Raw genomic sequence first — 24,832 nt, 5'->3', positions numbered from 1 at the left:
GTCAGTAGCGGCTGGAAGACTCGGCGGCGACGGCTGCCATGGAACGCGGTGGAGGCCGCGGAACGGGTTGGCGGCCGTGGAACGCTGCCGGGGAACAGAGGGGGACCGGGTGCCCGGACGACTGATGGCCGAGCTCCTTGCGCGCACGGCGAGCGGCGAGCGAGTGAAGTACCTGCACTTCTGGGGGCACACCCCGAGGAAGGACGGGACGCTGGGAGCGGCCTGTCTCAGCCAGTGGTGGCCCTCGCAGTTCACCGTCGACGGCGTGGAGTACGCGACGGCGGAGCACTGGATGATGGCGGGCAAGGCGCGTCTCTTCGGCGACACGGACGCGGAGCGCGAAGCGCTGGCCGCGAAGAGCCCGGCGGCCGCCAAGAAGGTGGGGCGGCTGGTGCGCGGCTTCGACGACCAGGTGTGGGAACGGGAGCGCTTCGCCCTGGTGACGGCGGGCAGCGTGCACAAGTTCGGACAGGACCCGGCACTGCTGGGATTCCTGCTGGGCACGGGCGGGCGGGTGCTCGTCGAGGCCAGCCCGCGTGACCGCATATGGGGCATCGGGCTGGCGGCGGACGACGAGCGCGCTCAGGACCCGGCCCGCTGGCGGGGCCCGAACCTGCTGGGCTTCGCGCTCATGGAGGCCCGGGAGCGGCTGCGCGCCGCGGGTTACCCTGCCGCGGTCACCGTCACGGACACGGGCACGGGCACGGACAGCGGCTGGGACGCGGGTGCGGGTGCAGGCGCGGGGGCGCCGACGACGAGCGAGGTCGCGTAGGGGTCGTCCTCCCACTCGTCGTGGCCGCGCTCGTCCTCCGTGCTGATGGCCCAGACGATCAGACCGACGACGACGGCGGTGATCACGATGCTGACGACGCCGAGGACGATGCCGGCCACCGCCTGTCCGGGATTGGTGGCCTCGCCCCGCCGCACCCGCTTGCGGCCCAGAATCCCGAAGACGATCGCCAGGACGCCCAGGATCATCCCGAGCCCGTAGGCGCAGAACAGGCACACCGCGACGATGCCGAGGACCATGGCCGCGGTGCCGTAGCCGTTCTGCGGCTGCGGGTACACGCCCCAGCCCTGGTACCCGGGGTAGCCGGGGTATCCCGGATGGCTTCCGTAGGCAGGCCCGGCCCCGTAGCCCGGATACCCCGGGTAGCCGGTGCCGCCCTGCGTCGCGGCGGGAAGCCCGTAGCGGGCGTACGGGCCGGGGCCGCCGCCCTGGCTTCCGGTGGCCGTGCCGGTCCCCGGGTACGCGTAGGGGTTCGGCGGCTCGGCGGGCGTCTGCGGGGCGGTGTCGTCCGCGTGCGCCGGCGGGGCGGGGCGTCCGGTCTCCTTCAGGAGATCGACCCGGCCCTCCGGCGGGGTCCACGGGGACTGCGTTCCGTGCGGCTCCTCCTCCGGCTGCGGGCCCCGGCCGGGGCGGGCGGACGGATCCGGCTCGCCGGAGGGACCCGCGCTGCCCGTCGGCTCCGCGCTGTCGTACGGGTCCGCGCTGTCGTACGGGGCGGACTGCCCGGGCTGAGCGGGCCGGTCGGGCCCCTCGGGCGGCTGCGCAGCGCTGTCTGACATATGGGCCCTCCCCCGTCACGTGTCCGTCCGTCATGCTACGGCCTGCGGTTCGGCCCCCGACCGGGGCAGTCCGCGCCCCTGCTTACGATGACTCGGGACCACCGTCCCGAGCACCCGCGCACCCCGCCTGGACACCCGCACTCCCGACCGGAGGACCGATGCCCGATCTCCACCCCTTCATCGCCGGGCTCCCGAAGGCCGAGCTCCACGTGCACCACGTCGGTTCGGCGTCGCCGCGCATCGTGGCCGAGCTCGCCGCCCGGCACCCCGACTCGAAGGTCCCGGCCGATCCCGAGGCGCTGGCCGAGTACTTCACGTTCACGGACTTCGGCCACTTCATCGATGTCTATCTGTCGGTGGTGGACCTGGTGCGCACCGACGAGGACGTCCGGCTGCTGACCTTCGAGGTGGCCCGCGACATGGCCCGGCAGAACATCCGGTACGCGGAGCTGACCATCACCCCGTTCAGCTCCACCCGGCGCGGTATCCCCGGGCAGGCGTTCATGGAGGCGATCGAGGACGCCCGCAAGTCGGCCGAGGCCGAGCTGGGCGTCACGCTGCGCTGGTGCTTCGACATCCCGGGCGAGGCCGGTCTGGAGGCCGCGGAGGAGACCGCGCGCCTGGCCCTGGACCTGCGCCCCGAGGGCCTGGTCTCCTTCGGGCTCGGCGGCCCGGAGGTCGGCGTGCCGCGTCCGCAGTTCAAGCCGTACTTCGACCGGGCACGGGCGGCGGGCCTTCGTTCCGTGCCGCACGCCGGGGAGACGACGGGGCCGCAGACCGTCTGGGACGCGCTGCACCACCTGGGCGCCGAACGGATCGGTCACGGCACGAGCGCCGCCGAGGACCCCCGGCTGCTCGAGCACCTCGCCGAGCACCGCGTCGCTCTGGAGGTGTGCCCCACTTCCAACATCGCCACGAAGGCGGTCGCGGACCTCGACGAGCACCCCATCGGGAAAATGGTGTCGGCGGGTGTCCTGGTGACCGTCAACTCCGACGACCCGCCGATGTTCGGCACCGATCTGAACAGCGAGTACGCCGTCGCGGCCAAGCTGCTCGGCCTCGACGAGCGTGGAATCGCCGGCCTGGCCGGGAACGCCGTGGAGGCATCGTTCCTCGACGCGGCGGGCAAGGCCCGGCTGGCCGCCGAGATCGACACGTACACCAGGGCCTGGCTCTCCGGCCGGGACGCCTGAGGCTCCGAGGACGGAGGGACCGGCTCGTGCGCACCGTCACCGCCGTCGGACACCGGGGCGATCCGTACCGCTTCCGGGAGAACACCGTGGCCTCGCTGCGGTCCGCTCTTGACCGGGGCGCGGACGCGGTGGAGGTCGACGTGCGGCTGACCCGCGACCGCGTACCCGTGCTGCTGCACGACGGCACGCTCAGCCGGCTGTGGCGGCACGACCGCGCGGTGGCGGAGGTGACCGCCGGCGAACTGCGCGACCTCGGCGGCGGTGAACTGCCCACGCTGCGAGACGCGCTGGCCGCCACCGGGCGGGGGCGGGTGATGGTGGACCTCCCCGGCGGCGGCGCGGCCTGGCGCGAGACGCTGGACACCGTCCGCGAGTGCGGGGCCCGGGACCGGGTGTACTACTGCGGCGACGCCTCCGCCATGCTGCGGATCCGCGGCGCGGAGCCCGGCGCCGAGATCGCCCTCACCTGGACGAGCCTGGCCCCGCCCCGCCCCTCACTGCTGGCGGCCGTGCGGCCGCGCTGGCTGAACTACCGCTTCAGCCTGCTCAGCCGCGAACTGGTCGAGAGGGTCCACGCCCGGGGCCTGCTCGTCTCGGCCTGGACCCCGGACACCCGCCGCTCCATGGCCCGCCTCGTCTCCTTCGGCGTCGACTCGGTCACCTCCAACCGCATCGACGTGCTGTGCTCCGTGCGCGACGGCCCCCGCGGCCGCTGACGCGGGGGCGCACGCCCCGGCGTGCGCCGACGGGTGCCGGGGCGCGGAGCGGACGATCGGCGCCCGGCCGGATCCCCTGGGTGGGATCCCCTACACCTGCCCGGGCACCCGGCCGACCGGTCCCTGACGATCTTCCGGGTCGGGTCGATACGAAAGGCCGATCCCGGGGAGGACCGGGGATCGCCAGCATGGAGGTCACAGCCAGTTCGCCGCACGGCCGCTGCCGACGGCGGCCCACGATCTTCCGGAGTGCGTGACCGATGACGACGACAGTCCGTCCCCGCAAGCCCGCCCGTGCCCGTGCCGCGCTCGTCACCGCTCTGGTCGTCGGTCTCGCGGCGGGCGGAGTCTCCCCCGCCCTCGCGTCGCCCGCCCTCGCTGCCTCCCGCGCCACGGCACCGGTCTGCGACTTACGCGGCGGTCCCGACGCGGCGAAACGGAGCGCGGAGAAGCCCGACGCGAAGGCGCTGTGCGCGGCCGTCGCGGGGCTGCCGAGAGCCGACGCGACGGCGGCGCTGGTGCGGGTCGGGGGCACGGACGGCCGCTGGCGCGGCGTCTCCGGCGTGGCCGATCTCCGGACGGGCAGGGCCGCCATGGAGCACGCCCGGTTCCGTGCGGGCTCGGTCACCAAGGTCTTCACCGCGGCCGTCGTGCTCCAGATGGCGTCCGAGGGCCGGATCGACCTGGACCGTCCGGTCCGCCACTACCTCCCGGAGCACATCCCTGCGGCGTACCGCGGGGTCACCGTGCGGCACCTGCTGAACCACACCAGCGGCATCCAGGCCCCGGACATGCCCGGCGACACCTTCGAGGAGTGGTACGCCCACCGGTTCGACGTGCACACCCCGCAGGAGATGGTGGCGTCGGCGACGGCGAAGGAGCGGGAGTTCGTGCCCGGCGCGATGCAGCACTACCTCAACATCAACTACACCGTGCTGGGACTGCTGATAGAGGAAGTCAGCGGGCACGCGTACGCCGAAGAGGTCGGCCGGCGCGTGATCCGGCCCCTGGGCCTGCGGGACACCTGCTTCCCCGGCGCCGACCCGCGCATCCACGGCCCGCACCACCGGGGCTATCAGGCGGTGCGCCGCGCCGACGGCACGACCGAGCTGCGGGACGTGACGGTGTGGGGACCCACGAGTGCCTGGGCCGCGGGGGACATCATCTCCAGCACCGCCGATCTGGAGCGCTTCACCACGGCCCTGTTCGGCGGTCGTGTCGTCCCGGGCCCGGAGCTGGAGGAGATGTTCACTCTCCCCGCTCCTTCGGTGCGGGAGTTCGGGAGCGGCGACGAGGCCGTCCACAGCGCGGGCATGTCCGTCGTACGGCTCGGCGGCGTCGAGGTGTGGGGCAAGTCCGGCGGCCGCTGGGGATACAGCACGGCGATGGGCGCCACCCGTGACCTGTCCCGGACCCTCGTCTACAGCATCAACACGACCGACGCGAAGGGCCAGGGCATCAACCCCACGGCCGGGGCGGTCTTCCGGGCGGCCTTCGCCCGCTGAGCACGGTTGCTACGGCGCAGCAGGCGGCGCGCCGCCGCGTGCGCGCCGGCCGTGGCGGCGCCGGCCAGGGCGAGGCCCAGGGCCGCGTCCCGGACGCGGGCCCGGCGGAGCACTCCGGCGCGGCGGAGACGATGACGGGCCCACAGTGTGAAGGGCACGACGACGAGCGGCGAGGTCGCCGAGCCGGGGGTGTATCCCCGGACGGCCGCCGCCTGCGCGAGGTGGACGAGGCCGTGCAGGCCGAAGCCGTCGAGGGCACCCTGGTAGAAGCCGGACCGCCCGCCGGAGCGGTGGCCTGCCACGGCCGCGGCGGCGACGGCGGCGGCCATCAGGCCGACGGCGAGGGTGAACTCGCGCCGGTCGACGTCCTCCATGGCCCGCCACAGCGCCTCCGGGGCGCCCGGGAACCGTTCGCGCAGCTCCGGCAGGTGCTCCGTGAGCCAGCGCGGCCCGGTGGCCAGTTCCTCGGCGTCGTGCAGCATCCAGGCCGCCAGCAGGCCCAGCGTGACGCCGGCCCCCGGCCGTTCGTGGTCGCTCATGGCAGCAGTCTGCCGGGAACGGCGGCGGCCCCGGACGGGGGGTCCCGTCCGGGGCCGCGGGCCACACCGGCCCGGCCTTCGCCTGCCGGCGGCCGGCGCCGCGCCGTCCGCCTTCGTCAGCCGGACGGCGCGGCGCTCGTCAGCCCTCGATCGAGGTCATCACGTGCTTGATGCGCGTGTAGTCGTCGAAGCCGTACGCCGAGAGGTCCTTGCCGTAGCCGGACTTCTTGAAGCCGCCGTGCGGCATCTCCGCGACCAGCGGGATGTGGGTGTTGATCCACACACAGCCGAAGTCGAGGTTCTTGGACATGCGCATGGCGCGGGCGTGGTCCTTCGTCCACACGGAGGAGGCGAGGGCGTACTCCACGCCGTTGGCGTACTCCAGGGCCTGGGCCTCGTCGCTGAAGGACTGGACGGTGATGACGGGCCCGAAGACCTCGTTCTGGATGATCTCGTCGTCCTGCTTCAGACCGGAGACGACGGTGGGCGCGTAGAAGTAGCCCTTGTCGCCGACCCGGTGGCCGCCCGCCTCGACCTTGGCGTGCGCGGGCAGCCGCTCGACGAAGCCGGAGACCTGCGCGAGCTGGTTGGGGTTGTTCAGCGGGCCGAAGAGGACGTCCTCGTCGTCCGGGGCACCCGTCTTGGTGTCGGCCGCGGCCTTGGCGAGGGCAGCGACGAACTCGTCGTGGATCGACTCGTGCACGAGCACGCGCGTGGCGGCGGTGCAGTCCTGGCCGGCGTTGAAGTAGCCCGCGACGGCGATGTCCTCGACGGCCTTCGGGATGTCCGCGTCCTCGAAGACGACCACCGGGGCCTTGCCGCCCAGCTCCAGGTGGACGCGCTTGACGTCCTTGGCCGCGGAGCCCGCGACCTGGATGCCGGCGCGTACCGAACCGGTGATGGAGGCCATCGCCGGAACGGGGTGCTCGACCATCATGCGGCCGGTCTCACGGTCGCCGCAGACGACGTTGAAGACGCCCTTGGGCAGGATCTCGCCGAGGATCTCGGCGATCAGGACGGTCGAGGCCGGGGTGGTGTCCGAGGGCTTGAGGACGACGGTGTTGCCCGCGGCGATCGCCGGGGCGAACTTCCACACGGCCATCATCATCGGGTAGTTCCACGGGGCCACCTGGGCGCAGACGCCGACCGGCTCACGCCGGATGATCGAGGTCATGCCCTCCATGTACTCACCGGCGGAGCGGCCCTCGAGCATGCGCGCCGCGCCCGCGAAGAAGCGGATCTGGTCCACCATCGGCGGGATCTCCTCGCTGGCGGTGAGAGCCAGCGGCTTGCCGGTGTTCTCGCTCTCGGCCGCGATCAGCTCCTCTGCCCTGGCCTCGAAGGCGTCGGCGATCTTCAGCAGCGCCTTCTGCCGCTCGGCGGGCGTGGTGTCGCGCCAGCCGGGGAAGGCTGCCGCGGCGGCCTCCATGGCCGCGTCGACGTCCGCCTGGCCGGACAGCGGCGCCGTGGCGTAGGTCTCGCCGGTGGCGGGGTTGACCACGTCGGTCGTACGGCCGTCGGCGGCGTCCTGGAACTCCCCGTTGATGTAGTTGCGCAGACGGCGCAGCTCGGTGGTCACAGCCACCCCTCCCTGTCAGTGCTGTCGGTGTCCGGTGGGTCCGATGGGTGAGACACCCACCCTAGTTCGTGAAGCGACGTAATCAACATACCCAGCACCCATCAACTTCGGATTCAGTCAGATTGCGTACCCGTAACAACGAATTTCATCGATCTGGGCTTGCAAGACCGACGATGTCTCGTGCACAGTGAGGCCGTGGCCACTCGCAGCGCAGGCAGCGCGGAATTCAGGAACGGGAACGGCTCGCCCCCCGTCGACGCCGTCTCACTGGCGATCATCGAGCAGCTCCAGGAGGACGGGCGGCGTCCGTACGCCGCGATCGGCAAGGCCGTCGGCCTTTCCGAGGCGGCCGTGCGGCAGCGCGTCCAGAAGCTGCTCGACCAGGGCGTGATGCAGATCGTCGCCGTCACCGATCCGCTCACCGTCGGATTCCGGCGCCAGGCGATGCTCGGCATCAACGTCGAAGGCGACCTCGACCCCGTGGCGGACGCGCTGACGGCCATGGCGGAAGTCGAATACGTCGTCGTCACCGCAGGCTCCTTCGACCTGCTGGTGGAGATCGTCTGCGAGGACGACGACCACCTCCTCGAAGTGATCAACAAACGCATCCGGACCCTCCCGGGAGTGCGCTCCACCGAGAGCTTCGTCTACCTGAAGCTGAAGAAGCAGACCTACATGTGGGGAACCCGATAACCGTGAGCAAGGACCTCAGCCGAACCGCGTACGACCACTTGTGGATGCACTTCACCCGCATGTCCTCGTACGAGAACGCCCCCGTGCCCACCATCGTGCGCGGCGAGGGCACCCACATCTACGACGACAAGGGCAAGCGCTACCTCGACGGCCTCGCGGGGCTCTTCGTGGTCCAGGCGGGTCACGGCCGGACCGAGCTGGCCGAGACGGCGTACAAGCAGGCCCAGGAACTGGCCTTCTTCCCGGTGTGGTCCTACGCCCACCCGAAGGCCGTCGAACTGGCCGAGCGGCTCGCGAACGAGGCACCGGGCGACCTGAACAAGGTCTTCTTCACCACCGGCGGCGGCGAGGCGGTCGAGACCGCCTGGAAGCTCGCCAAGCAGTACTTCAAGCTCATCGGCAAGCCGACCAAGTACAAGGTCATATCGCGCGCCGTGGCCTACCACGGCACCCCGCAGGGCGCCCTGTCCATCACCGGCCTGCCGGCCCTGAAGGCCCCGTTCGAGCCGCTGGTCCCCGGCGCCCACAAGGTCCCCAACACCAACCTCTACCGCGCCCCGATCCACGGCGACGACCCGGAGGCCTTCGGCCGCTGGGCCGCCGACCAGATCGAGCAGCAGATCCTCTTCGAGGGCCCGGACACCGTCGCCGCGGTCTTCCTCGAGCCCGTGCAGAACGCCGGCGGCTGCTTCCCGCCCCCGCCGGGGTACTTCCAGCGGGTCCGCGAGATCTGCGACCAGTACGACGTGCTGCTGGTCTCCGACGAGGTCATCTGCGCCTTCGGCCGCCTCGGCACCACCTTCGCCTGCGACAAGTTCGGCTACGTCCCGGACATGATCACCTGCGCCAAGGGCATGACCTCGGGCTACTCCCCGATCGGCGCGTGCATCGTCTCCGACCGCCTCGCCGAGCCCTTCTACGGCGGCGACAACGTGTTCCTTCACGGCTACACCTTCGGCGGCCACCCGGTCTCGGCGGCCGTGGGCCTGGCCAACCTCGACATCTTCGAGCGGGAGAACCTCAACCAGCACGTCCTCGACAACGAGGGCGCCTTCCGCGCCACGCTGGAGAAGCTGCACGACCTGCCCATCGTCGGCGACGTCCGCGGCAACGGGTACTTCTACGGCATCGAGCTGGTCAAGGACAAGGCCACGAAGGAGAGCTTCAACGAGGAGGAGACCGAGCGCGTCCTGTACGGCTTCCTCTCCAAGGCCCTCTTCGACAACGGCCTGTACTGCCGCGCCGACGACCGCGGCGACCCGGTCGTCCAGCTCGCCCCGCCGCTGATCTCCGACCAGAGCACCTTCGACGAGATCGAGCAGATCCTGCGGGCCACGCTCACGGAGGCCTGGACCAGGCTCTGAGCCCGGCGGGCACGCCCGTGCCCCCGCGACTCCCCGGCCCGGCGGGAAACCTACGGTGCCAGTGACCGATCGCCCTTCTCTTCGTTCCCCCGGACGGGGGAACGGACAGCGGTACGTGACTGAACCGAGGTGTACGCCATGGTGGCCCCACCGGACTCCCCGCCGGACAACGACGTGCTCTGGGCACGCTCCCTCCACTACTCGTACAACGCCGCGGGCCCCGCGCTCACCGGCCTCTCCATCGGCGTCCGCACCGGCGAGGTCCTGGCCGTCACCGGACCGCGCGGCAGCGGCAAGACGACACTGCTGCGCTGCCTGTCCGGCCTGCTCGTGCCGCAGCAGGGCGAGATCCGGTTCAACGGCACTCCCCTGCACACCCTGCGGCACGCCGCACGGGAACGGCTGCGTCTCGAACGGTTCGGCTGGATCGACCCCGAACCTCACCTGGTGCCGGAACTGCGGGCCTGGGAGAACGCCGCGCTGCCGCTGCTGCTGCGCGGCTCCTCGCACCGCGCCGCCAGGTCCGCCGCCACGGAATGGCTGGAGCGCCTCGACATCGGACGCGTCGCCCGGCGGAGCCCCGCCGCGCTGAGCCAGGCCGAGCGGCAGCGCGTCTGCGTCGCCCGCGCGCTCGCCGCCACGCCGGCCGTCCTCTTCGCGGACGAGCCGACCGCCGCACTGCACCGGGCCGACCACACCCACGTGCTGCGCACCCTCGCGAGCGCGGCCCGCTCCCACGGAATCACCGTCCTGCTGGCCACGCACGACGACGAGGTGGCGCGGGTCGCCGACCGGTCCTTCGCACTGCTCGACGGACGCCGGCACGACTCCCCCTCCGCCGGGGACACCGCGCCCGAGGGCCCCACGACCGAAGGCCGGGCGTCGTGCTCGCTCTCCGTCTGATCCCCGGCTCCCACCCCCTCGTCCTGCTGCCCAGGCTGCTGGTCGCGGCAGCCTCCGCCGGCACGGGGTTCCTGCTGCTGTGCGCGCTGGCGTACGCCCTGAGCCACCCCGGCTCCCCCGGAGAATCGCTGCTGCGGCTGGCCTGGTGCGCCGTGCCCCTGGCGGCGACCGTGAACCTCGCCGTCGCGGTGGCCCGCACCGGCCCCGGCACCCGGGCGCGTTCCGGACTCCTCGCCGCGGGCCTCGGCCCGGTGGGCATCGCGATGCTCACCGCCACCACCACGGCCCTGTCCTGCGCCCTGGGCAGCACGACCGCCCTGCTGGTCGCCCTGCATCTGCGCGGCGACATCACGGGGCTGCCCTTCGACGGGGCGGGCGCGGGAATCCTCGCCGGCGGCCGGCCCCTCCCCCTGCCCGCCACGCTCACCCTGCTGGCGCTGGTCCCCGCCGTCGCATCCGCCGCGACCGCCCACGCGCTCCGCCCCCGCGACACCGGGCCGGCCCGGGCCTCCGGGCCGGCGGCGGACGCGCCCGCCGCTGTCCCCGCGGGCCTCCCGTGGGGCGCGGCCCTGACCGCCGCCGGCCTGGCCTTCGAGACGTACGCGACCCGGAACGGCACCGCGGGAGCCGGGCTCGAAGCACTGCGCGGCGGCTCCGCCTGGGTGCCGGCGGGCTGGGCTCTGGCGGCCCTGGGCCTGGCCGTCGCGGGTCCGGGGCTGACCCACGCCTGCGGCCGTCTGCTGTCCGCGGTGCGTCCCGGGCCCGTACGGCTGCTCGCCGGCCGCGCGCTGCAGCAGGAGGCACGACGCATCGGCCGGCCGCTCGGCGTGCTCTGCGCGGTCACCACCGTGGCCCTGGCCGCGTCCGACCTCCACTCCACCGCGTCCGCGGCGCCCCCCGGTCCGCCGACCGCTCTCGGGGTCGCGCTGGTGCTGGGCTGCACCGCGGCCACGCTGCTCACCGCGGCCGCCGAGACCCGCCTCGCGCGAACCGCCACCACCGACGCGCTGCTCAGGATCGGCACACCCGCCGCCGTGCTCCGGGGCGCGGCAGCCCTCCGCGCCGCCGTGCTGCTCATGCTCTTCGGCCCCCTGACCTGGGCGGTCGCCCACCTGACAGCCCTCCCGATGACCCGCTGACCGGAACCGGACCCCGGCTCCGCGGGCGGTGGCCCCGGTCCGGGCTCGAGCTCCGGCTCCGGCTCCGGCTCCGGCTCCGGCTCCGGCTCCGGCTCCGAGAACGGGAACGGGAACGGGAACGGTACGGGCCCTCCCCGCCCGGACCGTGCAACGTCCCGGCATGACCGCGCCGTGCGCGACGCGGCCCTCTTCGGTCCCGGCCCGTGCCTCCGGCTCTCCCCCCGCGCAGCCCCGCACCCCGGGCTGCGGCTCGGCCCGTTTCTTCGGAAGTCCGCCCGCGGCCAACCTGACACCACGCGTCCACGGCCGACGCCAGTCCCGGAGCGGGCCCCCGGCCGGTGGCCCGCTCCGGGGGCGGGCCCGGTGGGCCCGTCTGCCGTGCGCCAGCACGGCCTATCGTGGGGCGGGTGACGGACCGACACGGGCCCGGGCGGCGCGACCGGGAGATCGAGAGCCTGGAGGACTTCGACCGTGCGGTGGCGCACGGCGATCTCGCCGGGCACCGCGTCCAGTCCGTGGATCTGACCGGGCGCACCTTCGCGCTGCTGCGCACCGACACCTCCGGCGCCTCGTTCCTCGGCTGCCCCATGCAGCCGGACGCCGCCGCCAAGGTGCGCGCCGACGGGGCTCTGGTCTTCCCTCCCGTGCCCGACCTGCCCTTCGACCCGTACCGGGCGCGGCTGTACAGCCCAGGCGAGCTGTTCGCCGGCATCGGCGAGGGATACGAGGCGACGCCCGACGCCCGCACCTACGCATGGTTCCGGCGGACCAGGGCGGACGGGGACATCCGCGCCTCCATGCTGCGCGCCGTCCACGACGACGCCATGTCCGACGCCCTCGACGAACTCCTCGACGGCCTGCGGGTCGTGGGCGTCATGGGCGGGCACGCGATGGCCCGCGGCAGCGAGGCGTACGCGGGCGCGGCGCGGCTCGGCCGGGAGCTGACCCGGGCCGGGCTGACCGTCGCCACGGGCGGCGGGCCGGGCGCGATGGAGGCGGCGAACCTCGGCGCTCACCTGGCCCCGTACCAGGACGGGGCGCTCGACGAGGCTCTGCGGCTCCTCGCGAAGGCGCCGTCGTACGCGCCTTCGGTCTCCGACTGGGCGCGTGCGGCCTTCGAGGTGAGGGCGCGCCGGCCGGAGGGCGGGGCATCGATCGGTATTCCCACCTGGTTCTACGGACACGAGCCGCCGAACCCGTTCGCGCGTCACATAGCGAAGTACTTCGCCAACGCCACCCGCGAGGACGGGCTGCTGGCGCGCTGCAACGCCGGTGTCGTCTTCCTGCCGGGCGCCGCCGGGACCGTGCAGGAGGTCTTCGACAACGCGACGCCGAACTACTACGAGTCGCGCGGCGGCCCCACGCCGATGGTGCTGGTGGACCGCGCGCACTGGACGGAGCGCCTGCCGGTCTGGCCACTGCTGCGGTCCCTGGCGGCGGGGCTGCCCATGGAGTCCCGTATCGCGCTGGTCGACTCGGTCTCGGAGGCGCCTGCGGCGCTGTCCCGCCTGCTCGCGGCGTAGGGCCGCCCGTGCGCCGCGGTCACCGGGGACGCCGCGGTCACCGAGGGCTCCCCGGTTCCCCGGGGAGGACGACGACCTCCCCGGCGTCGAAGGCGGCTCCGACCCGCGCCCCGATCTCCGGCGCGTCCCGCAGCGTGCACTCCGCCTCCAGCACCGGGCCGCTGTCCGGCCGCAGCAGTACGGCGACGTGGGTACCGCGGAAGGTACGCGCCCGGACCGTGCAGGCGGGCCCGTCCGTGACCGCCACCAACCCCACCCCGGGGGGTCTGATCAGGAGTCTCACCTCGCCCTGCGGCGAACCGGCGGGCACCGGCACCTTGCCCCACGGGGTGTCGGCGGCCTCACCGGCGACCGTGGCCGGGACGACGTTGTCGAAGCCGAGGAAGCGGGCGACGAACTCGGAGGCGGGGTGCCGCCACACCTGGAGCGGGCTGCCGGTCTGCGCGATCCGGCCCTCCCGCATCACGACGACGCGGTCGGCCAGGGCGAGCGCCTCTCCCTGGTCGTGGGTGACGGCCAGCACCGTCGTGCCCAGCCGCCGGAACAGCTGCCGCAGTTCGACGACCAGCCGCTCCCTGAGCGTACGGTCGAGCTGCCCGAGCGGCTCGTCCAGCATCAGCAGCCGGGGCCGGGGCGCCAGCGCCCTGGCCAGCGCGACCCGCTGCTGCTCGCCGCCCGACAGGGCCGCGACGGCGCGCGGCCCGGCCCCGGGCAGCCCGACGAGTTCCAGCAACCCGGCGACGCGCCGCGCCTGTTCGTCCTTCGGCACGCCGTGCATGCGCAGCCCGAACGCGACGTTCCCCGCCACGTCCTGCTGCGGGAACAGCTGGTGGTCCTGGAACATCAGGCCGACACCGCGCTTGTGCACGGGTACCCGCGTCTGGTCGGCGCCGTCCAGCAGCACACGGCCCGCGTCCAGGTCCTGGAGTCCCGCCACGGCCCGCAGCAGTGTCGACTTCCCGCTGCCGCTCGGCCCTAGCACGCAGACGATCTCGTGCTCGGCCACGGCCAGGTCGACCGCGTCGAGCGCCGCCCGCCCGCCGAAGCGCACCGTCGCCGATTCCAGCTTCAGCAGCATCTGATCAGAACTCCCCGGAGCGGTCGGCGACACGGATGCGTTCAAGGAGCAGCAGCGCGGTCGCGCAGACCGCCATCAGGATCGTGCTGAGCGCCATGGCCTGCCCGTAGTTGAGTTCGCCCGCCCGCCCGAGCAGCCGCGCCACGGCCACCGGCAGCGTGGGATTGTCCGGCCGGGCGATGAAGACGGTCGCCCCGAACTCGCCCAGCGACACGGCGAAGGCGAACCCGGCGGCGACGAGCAGCGCCCGCCGCACCAGCGGCAGGTCCACCTCGCGCCAGGCCCGCAGCGGTGAGGCGCCGAGCACCGCAGCCGCCTCGCGCAGCCGGGCGTCCACCGCGCGCAGCACCGGCAGCATGGTGCGGACGACGAAGGGCACGCCGACGAGCGCCTGGGCGAGCGGCACCAGGATCCATGAGGTACGCAGGTCCAGCGGCGGCTCGTCCAGGGTGATCAGGAAGCCGAAGCCGACCGTGACCGCGGAAACGCCGAGGGGCAGCATCAGCAGCGCGTCGAAGCCGCGGACCAGCCGTCCGGCGCGGCGGGTGAGCGCCGCGGCGGCCAGCCCGCCCACGACGAGGGCGATGGCCGTGGCGGCGATCGCGTACCACAGCGAGTTCCCGACGGCCGCGACGGGCGGCACGAGGAAAACACCGCCGTCCGCCGAGGCCAGTGCCCGGTAGTAGGCGAAGCCGTAGCCGTCCGGCGTGTCGAGGGAGCGCTCCACGAGGACCCCGAGCGGCACCAGGACCAGCGTTGCGACGGTGAGGAGCACCGAGCCCAGCAGGGTCCACTGGCCTCTGCCGCGCGGCCGGTGCGCGGTCCCCGCGGCGTCCACCAGCCGCAGCGCGGTCTCCCTGCGGCGTACGGTCCCGGCGTGCACGGCGAGGATCGCGCCGACGGCGGCGAACTGCAGCAGGGTGAGCACGGCGGCGGTGGGCAGGTCGAGGAACTGGGCGGTCTGCCGGTAGATCTCGACCTCGAGCGTGGAGTACGCCGGTCCGCCGAGGATCTGGACCACGCCGAAGGAGGTGAAGGTGAAGAGGAAGACCATGAGGGCGGCCGCGGCGACGGAGGGGGCGAGTGCGGGCAGCGTCACCCGCAGCCAGGCGGCGAACCGGCCGGCCCCCAGGACCCGGGCGGCCTCCTCCTGGCGCGGATCCAGTTGGGACCACAGTCCGCCGACCGTCCGTACGACGACGGCGTAGTTGAAGAAGACATGCGCGAGGAGGATCGCCCAGACGGTGGTGTCCAGGCGCAGGCCCCACCACTCGTCGAGCAGCCCGCCGCGGCCGAGCAGCGCCAGGAAGGCGGTGCCGACGACAACGGTCGGCAGCACGAAGGGGACGGTGACCACGGCACACAGCACGCGTTTGCCGGGGAAGTCGAGGCGTGCGAACACGTAGGCGGCGGGCAGTCCGAGCAGCAGTGTCAGCGCGGTGGAGGCGAGGGCCTGCCACACGGTGAACCAGACGACCTCGAGCATGTCGGGCCGGCCCAGCACCTCGCCGAGCCGGCCGAACTGCCAGCCGTCCGCGGTGCGCAGCCCGCGGCCGACGATGGAGGCCACGGGCCAGGCGAAGAAGACCGCGAAGAACGCGGCGGGCAGGAGCAGCAGTCCGGCCCGTGCCGCCGCGGCGCGGCGGCCGGTCCCGGCCCGGCCGCGCGGGGGGCTTCCTACCTCGTCACGAGTGAGGACCATGTCCTGACCCACTGCTCGCGGTTCTCGGCGATCCGCTCCGGGGCCACCGTGGCCGGGTCGTCGACCTCCGCGCCGAACTCGGTGAACACCTCGGGCAGTGCGGCCCCCTCGACCACCGGGTTCACGAACATGTTCAGCGGCATGTCCTCCTGGAACCTCTTGCTGATCAGGAAGTCCAGCAGGGCCTTTCCGCCCTTCTCGTTCCTCGCCCCGTCGAGCAGGCCCGCGAACTCGGTCTGCCGGAAGCACGTGCCGGTCGCGACGCCGGTCGGGGCGTCCTCGGGGGTCTTGGGCCGCGGATCGGCGTACACGACCTCGGCGGGCGGGCTGGAGGCGTACGACACGACGAGCGGCCGGTCGGCTCCCGCCTCCCTGCCGCCGGCGGAGCCGGAGAACTCCTCGTTGTAGGCCTGCTCCCAGCCGTCGACGACCTTGACGCCGTTGGCCTTCAGCTTCTTCCAGTAGTCCTGCCAGCCGTCGTCGCCGTACTCGCCGATCGTGCCGAGGAGGAAGCCGAGGCCGGGCGAGGAGGTCGCCGCGTTCTCGGTGACGAGGAGGTTCCGGTACTCCGGCTCGACGAGGTCCGCGAAGGTGGCGGGCGGGTCGAGCTTCTTGCCGGCGAAGTACTTCTTGTCGTAGTTGACGCAGATGTCGCCGGTGTCGACGGGGGTGACGCGGTTGTCCTTGTCCAGCCGGAACTCGGCGGGGACGGCGTCCAGGCCCTTCGCCTCGTACGGCGTGAAGATGCCGTTGTCGAGGGCGCGCGACAGCAGGGTGTTGTCGACGCCGAAGAAGACGTCTCCGCGCGGCGAGCCCTTGGTGAGGATCTCCTGGTTCAGCGCGGCGCCCGCGTCCCCGCTCTTGAGGACCTTCACCTTGTAGCCGGTCTCCGCGGTGAACGCCTTGAGGACGTCCTCCGAGGCGGCGAAGGAGTCGTGGCTGACGAGGGTGACCGTCTTGGACTCCGTGCCGCCGGACGCGTCCGCGGACGGGTCGTCGGATCCGCAGGCGGTGAGGGTGGTGACGCCCAGGGCACCCGCGAGCGCGGTGCCGACGGCACGCCGAATGTGGCTGTTCATGATCGAGCTGACTCCCTACGCCGGTATGACCCGGATCAGGTCCTGAGGGTCTGCGGCCACCTGCCGCACTCTCAGCGCCGAATGCGCTCCCCTGTCGGAATGTTCAATTGTGCGAAGGCACAGTATCAGCCGTCGCGTGACGCGAAACCGGTGGTCAGCGCTCTGCCGCGGCCAGCTGCCCGCAGGCCCCGTCGATCTCCTGGCCACGGGTGTCCCGGACCGTCACCGGCACCCCGTGTGCGGCGACGGCCTCGGCGAACGCCTTCTCGTCCTCCGGCCGCGAGGCCGTCCACTTCGAGCCCGGCGTCGGGTTCAGCGGGATGAGGTTGACATGGACCCGCTTGCCCTTGAGCAGCCTGCCCAGCAGATCACCGCGCCACGCCTGGTCGTTGATGTCCCGGATCAGCGCGTACTCGACGGAGACGCGCCGCCCGCTCCTGTCGGCGTACTCCCAGGCCGCGTCCAGCACCTCGCGGACCTTCCAGCGGGTGTTGACCGGCACCAGTGTGTCGCGGAGCTCGTCGTCGGGGGCGTGCAGCGAGACCGCGAGCCTGCACTTGAAGCCCTCGTCCGCGAAGCGGAGCATCGCGGGGACCAGGCCCACCGTGGAGACGGTGATGCCGCGCTGGGACAGTCCCAGGCCGTCGGGCTCGGGGTCCGTCAGCCGGCGGATCGCGCCGACCACCCGCTTGTAGTTGGCGAGCGGTTCGCCCATGCCCATGAACACGATGTTGCTCAGCCGAGCGGGCCCGCCGGGGATCTCCCCGTCCCGGAGCGCCCGCATCCCGTCCACGATCTGGTGCACGATCTCCGCAGTCGACAGGTTGCGGTCGAGCCCCGCCTGGCCCGTGGCGCAGAACGGACAGTTCATCCCGCAGCCCGCCTGCGAGGAGATGCACATCGTGACCCGGTCCGGGTACCGCATCAGCACCGACTCGACGAGCGTCCCGTCGAACAGCCGCCACAGCGTCTTCCGGGTCGTGTCGTCGTCGCACGAGATGTGCCGCACCACGCCCATCAGCTCGGGCAGCAGCTCCTCCCGCAGCTTCCCCCGCGCCGCGGCGGGGATGTCCGTCCACTGCTCGGGGTCGTGCGCGTACCGCGCGAAGTAGTGCTGCGACAGCTGCTTGGCGCGAAACGGCTTCTCCCCGATCGCGGCCACCGCCTCCCGCCGCTCGGCGGGCGTCAGATCGGCGAGATGCCGCGGCGGCTTCTTGGCTCCGCGCGGCGCGACAAAAGTGAGTTCTCCGGGTACAGGCATGGTCCGTCCAGTGTCGCAGATCGCCCTGCGCGCCCCAGGCCACAGTGGTGCAACGACGGTCACCCCCGCGGTCCTCCGTCATGGGCGCCTCGCACGGTCCGGCGACGGCCCGGGAACATCCAGGGGTTCCACTGATCACCGGGCACCCGATGGTGTCGGCTAAACCGATCCGCAGGCGCCGGGAAGTACCGTCCGCGCACAATTGCCCGCGCGAGAACAGGACATCGCTCATGGACATCGCCAGTCCCCTGGCAGGCAAGCACGTAGTCGTGATCGGCGGCACCTCCGGTATCGGCCTGGCCATCGCCGAGCACGCGTTGGCCGCCGGGGCGCGGGTCACCGCGGCCAGCCGCAATCCCGGGCGTGCGGCGGGCACCGTGCCCGCCGGAATGGCGGCCGAGCAGGTCGACATCACCTCCGCGGCTTCGGTCGAGTCTCTGCTCGAACGAGTCGGTCCCTTCGATCACCTTGCGGTGTCGGCGGGCGCCACGGCGCTGGGCACCGTGCGGGAACTGGACTCCGTAGCCGCCCGGGCGTTCATGGACACCAAGTTCTGGGGCGCCTACGAGGGGGTGCGGGCTGCGGCGGACCGCATCGCGAAGGACGGCTCGATCGTCCTGATCGGGGGCATCGCGAGCCGCAAGCACGGCCCCGGGAGGCCGGTCATGGCCGCGATCAACGCCGCGCTGGAGGCCTTCGGCAAGGCCAACGCCGTCGACCTGGCCCCGGTGCGGGTCAACGTCATCGCCCCCGGCCTGGTCGAGACCCCTGCCTTCGCGGACGTCCCGGTGGATGTGCGGCAGCGCTTAATGTCCCAGTACGTCGCCAGCGTGCCCGTCGCACGCGTCGGGCTGCCCGAGGACATCGCCTCGACCGCGGTGTTCTTGATGACCAACGGCTACGTCACCGGCTCCGTGGTCGACGTCGACGGCGGCGTCCAGCTCACCTGACCTGCGCGGCCGCCGCGGTGGTTTGCGGACCGGTCAGGACTCCTGCTCCAGGACGCATACCTCACCGTTGTCCGGGTCGCCGATGTACTGCCACAGGATGGGCTGTTCAGTCGTGACCCGTGCTTCGTATGTGGTCCGCACCCCACTCGGCCGGAACTCGAACCGGACCTCCGTCGTGGAGGAGCTGCGAGGACCAGGACGAGTGCCATGTGCCCGAACCGGAGTACGGAGCGGGCACGCTGTTCAGACCGCCGTCGGCGAAGTCGCCGCACGCCCCGTCCGACGTGGCCGTGCCGTCGGCCCGGACCACCAGCCGCCCGCCCTGATCATCCGCCCGCGTACCCGCGATCGATTCCGCCCGCAGAATGAGAGGGTCCCCCCTCCGGCACCGGGAGCGATTCTGAGCGGCCCAGGTGAATGAGCAGGATCAACCCGAGGAACATCAGCATCACATGGAGCAGGACCACCGGAACGGCCGGCAGAATGGCCGCTCCCCACACGATGGGCCTCGGTGCGGAGCTCGATGCACTCTGCGTCCGGCCGGTTCGCTCCGCCGGTTCTTCGCCGCTGTCCGTGCATCCCCCTCCGTGAGCAGCCGCACGATTGCGCAACCGGCCTCCTCCCGCGGCACGGCCTGTGCACTCGCGTATCCGGGGTGCTTCGGCCGGGATCGGCCTGGATCGGGCGCCGTTCGGCGAGGGAGATGAACGAGGGGCGACACCGGTCAGCCGGCGCCGACGAAGACGACCAGGAGGAGCCAGACCACCGGTGCCGTCGGCAGCAGGGAGTCGAGGCGGTCCATGATGCCGCCGTGGCCGGGGAGCAGGGTGCCCATGTCCTTGATGCCGAGGTCGCGCTTGATCATCGACTCGCCGAGGTCGCCCAGGGTCGCGCTGGCGGCCACCGCGAGGCCGAGGAGAAGGCCCTGCCACCAGGTGCCGTCCTCGATGAGGAACTGCATGCACAGCGCGCCCCCGACCATGGCGAAGGACACCGCGCCGAGCAGGCCCTCGCGGGTCTTGCCGGGGCTGATGCGGGGAGCGAGCTTGTGCGTGCCGAAACGCCAGCCGATGGCGTACGCGCCGGTGTCGCTGACCACCGTCAGCACCAGGAAGGTGAGCACCCGCCAGTGGCCGTCCGGCTCCGCCGCGAGCATGAGGGACACGAACGTGGCGAGGAACGGCACGTAGAAGGCCGCGAAGACCCCCGCCGTGACGTCCCTGAGGTAGTCCTCCGGCGGTTCCGTCATCCGCCAGACCAGGACGGCGAGCGCGGTCAGCGCCATCGCCACCCAGGCGCCCTCGGGGCCCCGTGCGTACCCGGCGACGACCATCGCCGTGCCGCCGACCACCAGGGGCGCCAACGGAGCCTTGATGCCCTTGCGCTCGTTGAGCCTGGAGGTCAGCTCCCACAACCCGACGATCACGGCGACCGATATCACGCCGAGGAAGATCGCCTTCTCGAAGAAGAGCGAGGCGACGATCACCGCGCCGAGACCGAGGCCCACTCCTATCGCGGCCCTCAGATCCCGGCCCGCGCGCTTCTTCTGAGGTGCCGGCTCGGGAGCGGCCGGCTCGGGGCTGGGCATTGGCTCCTGCGGCTGGTTGCTGTCGCGGAACGGGGGGCCGCTCAGCGGAGCGGCCCCCCGGTCACGGTCGTGGTCACGGTCGTCGCCGTCGTACGCGTCTCTGCCTGCGTCGGGCACGATGGGCATGGGGCGAGTCTGGTGCGCGCCGTACGCCTCGTGCGCGGGACCCGCCGACGCGGTTCCCGTCTCGGGCGGTCCCCAGTAGCCGGCGTGGTCGGTGCCGGCCTGTGCAGGGGCCCTCCAGGAAGAGTCGTTCATCAGACCTCGAGCAGCTCGGCTTCCTTGTGCTTGAGCAGCTCGTCCACCTGCGCGACGTACTTCGCGGTGGTGTCGTCGAGCTCCTTCTCGGCCCGGCGCACCTCGTCCTCGCCGGTCTCCTTGTCCTTGACCAGCTTGTCGAGCGTGTCCTTGGCCTTGCGGCGCACGGAGCGGATCGAGATCTTGGCGTCCTCGGCCTTGGTCTTCGCGACCTTGATGTAGTCGCGGCGGCGCTCCTCGGTCAGCTCGGGGAACACCACCCGGATGATGTTGCCGTCGTTGCTCGGGTTGACGCCGAGGTCGGAGTCACGGATCGCCTGTTCGATGTTGCGCAGCGCGCTCTTGTCGAACGGTGTCACCACCGCCATGCGGGGCTCCGGAACCGAGAAGGACGCCAGCTGGTTGATCGGCGTCAGCGCACCGTAGTAGTCGGCCACGATCTTGTTGAACATCGCCGGGTGCGCACGGCCGGTGCGGATCGCGGCGAAGTCCTCCTTGGCGACCACGACGGCCTTCTCCATTTTCTCCTCTGCTTCGAGGAGGATTTCTTCGATCACCACTTGCTCCTGGTGTTGTGAGTGAGCACGGCCTCGCCCCTGCTGCGTGCGACTTCTGCGTGCGCCTGCGTCTCGTGCGTCTGCCTGCGTGTGCGTCTGCCTGCGTGTGCCTGGTCTGTGCGTCTTCCTGCACGGTGTCCGACCGGCAGGCGGTTGTCCATCCCCGTTTCGGACCCGGGGCGGCCCTTTGGACCGTCAGGTTCGGCCGTCAGGCCCGGGTTCCCCGGTCGTTCACCAGCGTGCCGATCTTCTCACCCTTCACGGCGCGCGCGATATTGCCTGCGGCAAGCAGTTCGAAGACGAGGATCGGCAGCTTGTTGTCCCTGCACAGGGTGATGGCGGTGGCGTCCGCGACCTTCAGGTCGCGGGCGATGACCTCGCCGTACTCCAGGGCGTCGAACTTCACCGCGTCCGGGTTGGTCTTGGGGTCGGAGTCGTACACCCCGTCCACGCCGTTCTTGCCCATGAGCAGCGCCTCGGCGTCGATCTCCAGGGCGCGCTGGGCGGCGGTGGTGTCGGTGGAGAAGTACGGCATGCCCATACCGGCGCCGAAGATGACCACGCGGCCCTTCTCCAGGTGCCTGACGGCCCGGAGCGGGATGTAGGGCTCCGCGACCTGGCCCATGGTGATGGCGGTCTGGACGCGGGAGTCGATGCCCTCCTTCTCCAGGAAGTCCTGGAGGGCGAGGCAGTTCATGACGGTGCCGAGCATGCCCATGTAGTCGGAGCGGGCCCGGTCCATGCCGCGTACCTGCAGTTCGGCGCCGCGGAAGAAGTTGCCGCCGCCGATGACGACCGCGATCTGGGCCCCGTCCCGGACGACCGCGGCGATCTCGCGGGCGATGGCGTGCACCACATCGGGGTCGACGCCGAGCCCTCCGCCGCCGGCGAACGCCTCGCCGGAGAGCTTCAGCAGATAACGACCGGCCTTCCTGGGGTCGTCACCCTTGCCGTTGTCGCTCTTGTCGTCCTTGCTCATGGGGATCTCCTCGTGCACATACGAAGGAGGCCATTGCCGGTGGGGGTGGTGTCCCTGTGCGGCAATGGCCTCCTCGTCAGATCTGCGGTCGTCCGGCGCCGGCCGGGACGACTGCGCCAGACCCTACCGGCGTCGTGGTCCGATCGCGGTAGGTAGTGGCTCAGGCGCCGACGCGGATGCGCGCGAAGCGCTTCAGCGTGACACCGGCCTCGTCCAGAACCTTCTGGACGGTCTTCTTGTTGTCCTTGGCGAACGCCTGCTCGAGGACGACGACCTCCTTGAAGAAGCCGTTGACGCGACCCTCGACGATCTTCGGCAGGGCGGCCTCGGGCTTGCCCTCCTCACGGGAGGTGGCCTCGGCGACGCGGCGCTCGTTCTCGACGGTCTCGGCCGGGACGTCCTCACGGGAGAGGTACTTCGGGGCGAAGGCGGCGATGTGCTGCGCGACGTCCTTGGCGACCTCGGCGTTCTCCTTGTCCAGCTCCACCAGGACGCCGACCTGCGGCGGGAGGTCCGGGCTGGTGCGGTGCATGTACGCGGACACGTAACCGCCGGTGAACTGCGCGAAGCGGTCCAGGACGATCTTCTCGCCGAGGGTGGCGTTGGCCTCGTCGACGTACGCCTGGACGGTCTTGCCGGGCTCGATCTCGGAGGAGAGCAGGGCCTCCAGGTCGGCCGGGGAGGTCGCGGCGACGTGGGCGGCAAGCGCCTCGGCGGCCGACACGAACTTCTCGCCCTTGGCGACGAAGTCGGTCTCGCACTTCAGCTCCAGCAGCACGCCGGAGGTGTGGTCGTCGGCGATCAGGGAGACGACGGCGCCGTTCTCGGCCGAGCGGCCCTCGCGCTTGGCGACGCCCTTCTGGCCCTTGACGCGGAGGATCTCGACGGCCTTGTCGACGTTGCCCTCGGCCTCGTCCAGGGCCTTCTTGCAGTCCATCATGCCGGCGCCCGTGAGCTCACGGAGCTTCTTGACGTCGGCGGCGGTGTAGTTCGCCATGATTTCGTGAATCTCTCTCGAAGTCGAAGATCTACGGGTGAACGGCGGGGGCGCGTGGGCCCCCGCCGTCAACAACCGAAGTGAGCCGTGACCGTGAGGGTCAGGCCTGCTCGGCGGGGGCGTCCGCGGCGGGGGTCTCGGCCGGGGCCTCGGCGGGAGCCTCGGCAGCCGCCTCGGCCGGCTTCTCGCCCTCGGCGTCCGCCTTCTTCTCGCCACCCTCGAGCAGGTCGCGCTCCCACTCGGCGAGCGGCTCGCCGGCGGCCTTGTCACCCGGCTTGGTGTCGCCGGTGGCGACGCCGGAGCGGGCGATGAGGCCCTCGGCGACGGCGTCGGCGATCACGCGGGTGAGCAGCGTGACGGAGCGGATCGCGTCGTCGTTGCCCGGGATCTTGTAGTCGACCTCGTCGGGGTCGCAGTTGGTGTCGAGGATCGCGACGACCGGGATGTGGAGCTTGCGCGCCTCACCGACGGCGATGTGCTCCTTCTTGGTGTCGACGATCCAGACGGCGCTGGGCACCTTCTGCATGTCGCGGATGCCGCCGAGGGTCTTCTCGAGCTTGGTCTTCTCGCGGGAGAGGACCAGCAGCTCCTTCTTGGTGAGGCCGGACGCGGCCACATCCTCGAAGTCGATCTGCTCGAGCTCCTTGAGGCGCTGCAGACGCTTGTAGACGGTGGAGAAGTTGGTGAGCATGCCGCCCAGCCAGCGCTGGTTGACGTAGGGCATGCCGACGCGGGTCGCCTGCTCGGCGATGGCCTCCTGCGCCTGCTTCTTCGTACCGACGAACATGATGGAGCCGCCGTGGGCGACGGTCTCCTTGACGAACTCGTAGGCGCGGTCGATGTACGACAGCGACTGGAGCAGGTCGATGATGTAGATGCCGTTGCGCTCGGTGAAGATGAAGCGCTTCATCTTCGGGTTCCAACGGCGGGTCTGGTGACCGAAGTGGACGCCGCTTTCCAGCAGCTCCCGCATCGTGACGACGGCCATGGCCGTACTCTCCTTGGGTTTCTCGGTTGTGTCCTGACGCCCCGACGCGCCGTGCCACGGAGGGTTCTTCCTTGCGGAGGTCCTCCGGGACCGAGGGGCGCGGCCGCCGGACGCTGAGAGCTGCCGTTGGCGGGGCGTGCGAAGTCGACCCGGTGACCCGGATCGCCACAAGAAGTGTACGGGACCGGCGCACCCCCGGGTGACGCCGTTGTCCACAACCCCCGAGTTGTCCACAGATCCCGGCCATGATCCCCTGCGCTGCCGTGTCCCGGGCCACGGTGTCCGCATGAACAAAGACCGACGAACCGGACCGCGTGCCCGCTTCCGCCGCCCTGTGTCCTCTTCCATGCTCCCCCTTTTCCTGCTCTCCGGCCTGTTGTCCGCCCTGTGCTCCGGATCCGCGGCCGCCGCGGACGGGGTGTGGCCGATCGCCGGGCGCCCGGCGGTGCTGCGCGGGTGGGAACCGCCGCTCTCGGCGTACGGCCCGGGCCACCGGGGCGTGGACCTGGCGGCCGCGCCCCGCGCGGAAGTACGGGCGGCGGTGGCGGGCCGGGTGTCGTTCGCCGGACCCGTCGGCGGGCGGGGAGTCGTCTCCGTGGAACTGCCGGGCACCGGCGATCCCCCGCTGCGCACGACGTACGGGCCGGTGCGGGCCCGCGTGGAAAGGGGGGC

At 72.0% G+C, this 24,832-nt stretch carries 20 protein-coding genes, 3 pseudogenes and 1 riboswitch; of the genes and pseudogenes, 11 read left to right on the top strand and 12 right to left on the bottom strand.

Annotation, left to right across the window (positions count from 1 at the left end):
* Positions 1–124: 124 nt before the first annotated feature.
* Positions 125–658: pseudogene (locus GUY61_RS06460) on the top strand (NADAR family protein); the annotation flags it as partial.
* A 5-nt stretch (positions 659–663) separates the two neighbouring features.
* On the opposite strand, the gene GUY61_RS41105 reads toward GUY61_RS06460, so the two are convergent.
* Positions 664–1,569 carry a DUF4190 domain-containing protein gene (locus GUY61_RS41105; protein WP_166629084.1) on the bottom strand — a complete coding sequence of 302 codons (906 nt, stop codon included), beginning with the start codon at positions 1,567–1,569 and terminating at the stop codon, positions 664–666.
* Positions 1,570–1,727: 158 nt separating this feature from the next.
* Here GUY61_RS41105 and GUY61_RS06450 point away from each other — a divergent pair, with 158 nt between their 5' ends.
* The 3 genes from GUY61_RS06450 (at position 1,728) to GUY61_RS06440 (ending at position 4,983) form a co-directional block, all read left to right on the top strand.
* Complete coding sequence (locus GUY61_RS06450; RefSeq protein ID WP_166629083.1) at positions 1,728–2,762, top strand: adenosine deaminase; 1,035 nt, start codon at positions 1,728–1,730, stop codon at positions 2,760–2,762.
* A gap of 26 nt (positions 2,763–2,788) precedes the next feature.
* On the top strand, positions 2,789–3,478 hold the full coding sequence (locus GUY61_RS06445) for a glycerophosphodiester phosphodiesterase (RefSeq protein WP_166629082.1): 690 nt from the start codon (positions 2,789–2,791) through the stop codon (positions 3,476–3,478).
* Positions 3,479–3,738: 260 nt separating this feature from the next.
* Positions 3,739–4,983: a serine hydrolase gene (locus GUY61_RS06440; protein WP_166629081.1), complete on the top strand. Its 1,245-nt coding sequence runs from the start codon at positions 3,739–3,741 to the stop codon at positions 4,981–4,983.
* Between the two features lie 14 nt (positions 4,984–4,997).
* Here GUY61_RS06440 and GUY61_RS06435 read toward each other — a convergent pair.
* Positions 4,998–5,522 (bottom strand): annotated as a pseudogene (locus GUY61_RS06435) (HXXEE domain-containing protein); the annotation flags it as partial.
* A 139-nt stretch (positions 5,523–5,661) separates the two neighbouring features.
* Entirely contained in the window at positions 5,662–7,101 is a 1,440-nt protein-coding gene (locus GUY61_RS06430; RefSeq protein ID WP_166629079.1) for a gamma-aminobutyraldehyde dehydrogenase, read from the bottom strand.
* 180 nt (positions 7,102–7,281) lie between these two features.
* On the opposite strand from GUY61_RS06430, the gene GUY61_RS06425 reads away from it, so the two are divergent.
* The 5 genes from GUY61_RS06425 (at position 7,282) to GUY61_RS06405 (ending at position 12,723) form a co-directional block, all read left to right on the top strand.
* Positions 7,282–7,794, top strand: coding sequence for an Lrp/AsnC family transcriptional regulator (locus GUY61_RS06425; protein ID WP_166629078.1), 513 nt, complete (start codon positions 7,282–7,284; stop codon positions 7,792–7,794).
* On the top strand, positions 7,779–9,158 hold the full coding sequence (locus GUY61_RS06420) for an aspartate aminotransferase family protein (protein ID WP_166629077.1): 1,380 nt from the start codon (positions 7,779–7,781) through the stop codon (positions 9,156–9,158). The genes GUY61_RS06425 and GUY61_RS06420 overlap by 16 nt, the downstream gene beginning before the upstream one ends.
* 138 nt (positions 9,159–9,296) lie before the next feature.
* Positions 9,297–10,061, top strand: coding sequence for an ABC transporter ATP-binding protein (locus GUY61_RS06415; protein WP_166629076.1), 765 nt, complete (start codon positions 9,297–9,299; stop codon positions 10,059–10,061).
* On the top strand, positions 10,043–11,200 hold the full coding sequence (locus GUY61_RS06410; RefSeq protein ID WP_166629075.1) for a hypothetical protein: 1,158 nt from the start codon (positions 10,043–10,045) through the stop codon (positions 11,198–11,200). Before GUY61_RS06415 ends, GUY61_RS06410 begins: the two co-directional genes overlap by 19 nt.
* 407 nt (positions 11,201–11,607) lie before the next feature.
* Positions 11,608–12,723 (top strand): LOG family protein, encoded by a 1,116-nt coding sequence (locus GUY61_RS06405; RefSeq protein WP_166629074.1) that lies wholly within the window; start codon positions 11,608–11,610, stop codon positions 12,721–12,723.
* A gap of 37 nt (positions 12,724–12,760) precedes the next feature.
* Here GUY61_RS06405 and GUY61_RS06400 read toward each other — a convergent pair whose 3' ends face one another.
* The 4 genes from GUY61_RS06400 to rlmN all read right to left on the bottom strand — a co-directional run bounded on the left by GUY61_RS06400 (position 12,761) and on the right by rlmN (position 17,843).
* Positions 12,761–13,801 carry an ABC transporter ATP-binding protein gene (locus tag GUY61_RS06400; protein WP_166629073.1) on the bottom strand — a complete coding sequence of 347 codons (1,041 nt, stop codon included), beginning with the start codon at positions 13,799–13,801 and terminating at the stop codon, positions 12,761–12,763.
* A 4-nt stretch (positions 13,802–13,805) separates the two neighbouring features.
* Positions 13,806–15,503 (bottom strand): iron ABC transporter permease, encoded by a 1,698-nt coding sequence (locus GUY61_RS06395; RefSeq protein WP_166629072.1) that lies wholly within the window; start codon positions 15,501–15,503, stop codon positions 13,806–13,808.
* Positions 15,479–16,582: a thiamine ABC transporter substrate binding subunit gene (locus GUY61_RS06390; RefSeq protein ID WP_166629071.1), complete on the bottom strand. Its 1,104-nt coding sequence runs from the start codon at positions 16,580–16,582 to the stop codon at positions 15,479–15,481. Before GUY61_RS06390 ends, GUY61_RS06395 begins: the two co-directional genes overlap by 25 nt.
* Positions 16,578–16,685: riboswitch (TPP riboswitch) on the bottom strand. (Overlaps the previous gene by 5 nt.)
* Positions 16,686–16,736: 51 nt before the next feature.
* Positions 16,737–17,843: a 23S rRNA (adenine(2503)-C(2))-methyltransferase RlmN gene (rlmN, locus tag GUY61_RS06385; protein ID WP_166629070.1), complete on the bottom strand. Its 1,107-nt coding sequence runs from the start codon at positions 17,841–17,843 to the stop codon at positions 16,737–16,739.
* A 230-nt stretch (positions 17,844–18,073) separates the two neighbouring features.
* On the opposite strand from rlmN, the gene GUY61_RS06380 reads away from it, so the two are divergent.
* Entirely contained in the window at positions 18,074–18,793 is a 720-nt protein-coding gene (locus tag GUY61_RS06380) for an SDR family oxidoreductase (RefSeq protein ID WP_166629069.1), read from the top strand.
* A 724-nt stretch (positions 18,794–19,517) separates the two neighbouring features.
* On the opposite strand, the gene GUY61_RS06375 is transcribed toward GUY61_RS06380, so the two are convergent.
* The 5 genes from GUY61_RS06375 to rpsB all read right to left on the bottom strand — a co-directional run bounded on the left by GUY61_RS06375 (position 19,518) and on the right by rpsB (position 24,160).
* Positions 19,518–20,639, bottom strand: coding sequence for a phosphatidate cytidylyltransferase (locus GUY61_RS06375; RefSeq protein WP_166629068.1), 1,122 nt, complete (start codon positions 20,637–20,639; stop codon positions 19,518–19,520).
* Complete coding sequence (frr, locus tag GUY61_RS06370) at positions 20,639–21,196, bottom strand: ribosome recycling factor (RefSeq protein ID WP_166629067.1); 558 nt, start codon at positions 21,194–21,196, stop codon at positions 20,639–20,641. Before frr ends, GUY61_RS06375 begins: the two co-directional genes overlap by 1 nt.
* Before the next feature lie 208 nt (positions 21,197–21,404).
* The gene (gene pyrH, locus GUY61_RS06365) at positions 21,405–22,175 is read right to left on the bottom strand and encodes a UMP kinase (protein WP_166629066.1); all 771 of its coding nucleotides are present in this window, start codon (positions 22,173–22,175) and stop codon (positions 21,405–21,407) included.
* A 160-nt stretch (positions 22,176–22,335) separates the two neighbouring features.
* Positions 22,336–23,172: a translation elongation factor Ts gene (gene tsf, locus GUY61_RS06360; RefSeq protein WP_166629065.1), complete on the bottom strand. Its 837-nt coding sequence runs from the start codon at positions 23,170–23,172 to the stop codon at positions 22,336–22,338.
* A gap of 100 nt (positions 23,173–23,272) precedes the next feature.
* On the bottom strand, positions 23,273–24,160 hold the full coding sequence (gene rpsB, locus GUY61_RS06355) for a 30S ribosomal protein S2 (RefSeq protein WP_166629064.1): 888 nt from the start codon (positions 24,158–24,160) through the stop codon (positions 23,273–23,275).
* A 346-nt stretch (positions 24,161–24,506) separates the two neighbouring features.
* Between rpsB and GUY61_RS06350 the strand changes: the two are divergent.
* Positions 24,507–24,832: pseudogene (locus tag GUY61_RS06350) on the top strand (M23 family metallopeptidase); the annotation flags it as partial.

It is taken from the genome of Streptomyces sp. GC420, from assembly GCF_009916105.1.
Taxonomy (GTDB): domain Bacteria; phylum Actinomycetota; class Actinomycetes; order Streptomycetales; family Streptomycetaceae; genus Streptomyces.
Note: the sequence above shows the minus strand (reverse complement) of the source record. Positions and strands in the feature narration are given on the sequence as shown.